Source organism: Moorena sp. SIO2C4, assembly GCF_010672485.1.
In the GTDB taxonomy this organism is placed as follows: domain Bacteria; phylum Cyanobacteriota; class Cyanobacteriia; order Cyanobacteriales; family Coleofasciculaceae; genus Moorena; species Moorena producens.
In genome coordinates, this window is the sequence record NZ_JAAHGN010000835.1 from 1 (window position 1) to 3,438 (window position 3,438).

The window sequence follows — 3,438 nt, forward strand, 5'->3', positions numbered from 1 at the left end:
TATCATTTTTAATTTCTTCCGGATAATGATAGAGCAATGAAGGATTAAGAAATAGTAGATGCACCCTGACTCATCCCTCAGCTATCGGCTGGGGATTTTTTTTGTTTAATTTTGTCTCAAGTAATCTATCAGTTCTATTTGGCTTAATCATTTTTAATTTCTTCCGGATAATGATAGAGCAATGAAGGATTAAGAAATAGTAGATGCACCCTGACTCATCCCTCAGCTAATCGCTGGGGATTTTTTTTGTTCAATTTTGTCTCAAGTAATCTATCACTTTTGAGAAATGCACTCCTGATCAATGCGATGGGTTTTGCCCCGCTACGCGAACGGGTTTCTAAATTGTTCCGGATTAAGATCGACCGATAAAGGATTAAGACATAGTAGATGCACCCTGACTCATCCCTCAGCCAGGGTAAGCGGAAGAAAAAGGGATAACCCATCCTGTTATCGATTCCATAGTAAGGTGTCTAGTCTAAGGTGAACAGAGGTGTAGCAATTGCCCTCTTGAAATTTGGTGTCAGAGTTATGAAAAAAATTCCAACAATTTTTGAACGGGGAGATAATTTTAAGGTTATTAACAAAGTGCGCTCAGGTTGCGAGTGGGTGATCGCTGGCGAAGGAATAGCTACGGAAAAACTTGATGGAACTAATGTACGCTTAAGTGTGGTTTCTGGCAAATGTATACATTTAGAAAAACGGCGTAATCCAACCAAGAAACAAAAACAGCTTGGCATACAAGATGGTTGGTATGTAGATGCTAACTCGGACGATCCAGCTGATCAATGGATCTTTGAAGCGATGAGAAACACAGATCTATCTGACGTACCGGATGGGAAACATTGTGCGGAAGCTTTGGGACCAAAAATTCAGGGTAACCCATTAAAGCTAAAGGAACATATTTGCGTACTGTTTAACTTACAAGCTCCTGTGTTTGAGAATATTGCTAGAACCTTCAACGAACTAAGAGACGCATTAACAGATCTAGAAAGTTTGTATTCCCCTGGGTGCAGGGCAGAAGGAATTGTCTTTCGCCACGAGGATGGACGCCAAGCAAAAATTAAATGCAAAGACTTCTGATTGACGATTGATTATCATTGCCTTTGACATCCCGCTGGATATTTTTGTTATTCAATCTTGTCTCAACCAATCTATCAGTTCTAATTTCTTCCGGATCTAGAGAGAGCAATGAAGGATTAAGAAATAGTAGATGCACCCTGACTCATCCCTCAGCTACCCGCTGGGGATTTTTTTTGTTCAATTTTGTCTCAACCAATCTATCAGTTCTATTTGGCGACCGCGTTTCTAATTTCTTCCGGATCGAGACAGAGCAATCAAGGATTAAGAAATAGTAGATGCACCCTGACTCATCCCTCAGCTACCCGCTGGGGATTTTTTTTGTTCAATTTTATCTCAACCAATCTATTAGTTTGATTTGGCTTACCCATTTCTAATTTATTCCGGATCAAGACAGAGCAATCAAGGATTAAGAAATAGTAGATGCACCCTGACTCATCCCTCAGCTATCGGCTGGGGATTTTTTTTGTTTAATCTTGTCTCAACCAATCTATTAGTTTGATTTGGCTTACCCATTTCTAAATTGTTCCGGATCTAGATCGACCAATCAAGGATTAAGAAATAGTAGATGCAACGTGACTAATCCCTCAGCTACCCGCTGAGGTTTTTTTAATAGACCTCTTGCAAAATTCCAAAAATATCGCTCTTGAGCACTTACTAGGAGCGCCTGCCAGTATAATTATACTGAAAGCATTACTGGACAATACTTTCGGAATTTAAAACCTGTTAGTTTCCGTAAGCATTATAAATTTACGGAAGAATATTAGATATCCCGATGGGTAAAGGGCTTAGCATTCTCACCAACATAAGTAGCCGCAATGTGACCATTACCTGTAACCTTGTATTTGTAAGTCACCAATCCCTCTAACCCCACTGGACCACGGGGGGGCATTTGTTGAGTGCTAATTCCTACTTCTGCTCCAAAACCATAACGGAAACCATCGGCAAAGCGAGTAGAACAGTTGTGGAAAACATTAGCGGCATCCACTTGATTTCCGAAGCTATCTGCTACCTCCTGGTCTTCAGTAACAATTGCATCCGTATGTCTGGAACCATAAGTATTGATATGGTTAATCGCTTCTTCTACAGAGTCTACTACTTTGATAGAAAGAATTAAATCACTGTATTCTGTAGACCAATCCTCATCCGTTGCTACCGAGATTGGGATAATCTCACGGCTAGCTTCATCCCCTCGTAATTCTACATTACGCTTTTTCAAAGCTTCTGCTGCTAGGGGCAAGAAACGAGGAGCAATTGTTGAATGCACCAGCAGGGTTTCAATCGCATTACAAACCGCTGGATATTGCGTTTTAGCATCAACGGTGATAGTTACCGCTTTTTCCAAGTCAGCTGCTGCATCAATATAGAGGTGGCAAATCCCATCAGCATGACCAAGTACTGGGATACGAGTATTCTCCTGCACAAACCGAACAAAAGCATTCGACCCTCTGGGGATAATCAAATCCACATAGTTGTCTAGTTGTAACAGCTCTTTGATTTCTTCTCTAGTGGTTAACAACTGTACCGTTGCTGGGTCAACTGCTGTGGTAGATAATCCTTTATGAATTGCTTTGACTAGGGTTTCACAGGAGCGAATTGCTTCTTTACCGCCTTTGAGGATAACACCATTACCGGATTTAATCGCAAGAGAGGTAATTTGAATTAAGGCATCGGGACGAGCTTCAAAGATAACCCCTAAAACTCCTAAGGAACAAGTGACTCGTTTGAGGATTAGTCCTTGATCCAGTTCTCGATGAATTTGGACATTGCCCACAGGATCACCAAGGTTGCCCACATCTCGCACCCCCTGAATAGCCCCCTTGAGCTTCGTTTCGTTCAACTTCAGGCGATTGTAAAGGGGTTTGGGAATTTTATCTGCCTCAGCCGCTTGGCAGTCTGCAGCATTCGCCGCTAGGATTTCCGGTGCTGCAGCTTCCAAGGCTTGGGCTATTGCCTCAATAGCTTCATTTTTAGCCTTTGTTGAGAGAACGGCTAACTTTTGTGAAGCTTGACGGGTTTTTTGAGCGATCGCACTTAGGGGTATGGATGCAAGTGGTGTAGCTGTCATGGTTTTGATTTTGGAGGCAATACCAATACGTGATCAGCAGTGTAGCAAATTGATGCTCCCACACGGTGCAGGCACTGGCCTTCTTGAGTATTCTTACTTGCCCCAAATCCCCATCATCGACTAAAGCATCACTTATAAATAAGGTTAACTATAATATTAACGTTGGGAAAACGCGATCGCATACAGCTGCTGTGGATAGTAGTAAATAGCTTACGCAATTCAGCCATCGATACCCCTTAGTTGGTCGAGCTGTGATCTAACAGCAACAGACTCAGGGGTTATTTTTTTTGTGA

At 41.9% G+C, this 3,438-nt stretch carries 2 protein-coding genes; one reads left to right on the forward strand and one right to left on the reverse strand.

The genetic code is table 11. The annotated features are described in order from the left end of the window. Positions 1–528: 528 nt before the first annotated feature. A complete protein-coding gene (locus tag F6K20_RS29935) occupies positions 529–1,080 on the forward strand; it encodes an RNA ligase family protein (RefSeq protein WP_008181664.1) in 552 nt (183 codons plus the stop codon). A gap of 760 nt (positions 1,081–1,840) precedes the next feature. Here the strand turns inward: F6K20_RS29935 and F6K20_RS29940 are convergent. Next, positions 1,841–3,145: a glutamate-5-semialdehyde dehydrogenase gene (locus F6K20_RS29940; RefSeq protein WP_287297127.1), complete on the reverse strand. Its 1,305-nt coding sequence runs from the start codon at positions 3,143–3,145 to the stop codon at positions 1,841–1,843. Positions 3,146–3,438: the final 293 nt, after the last annotated feature.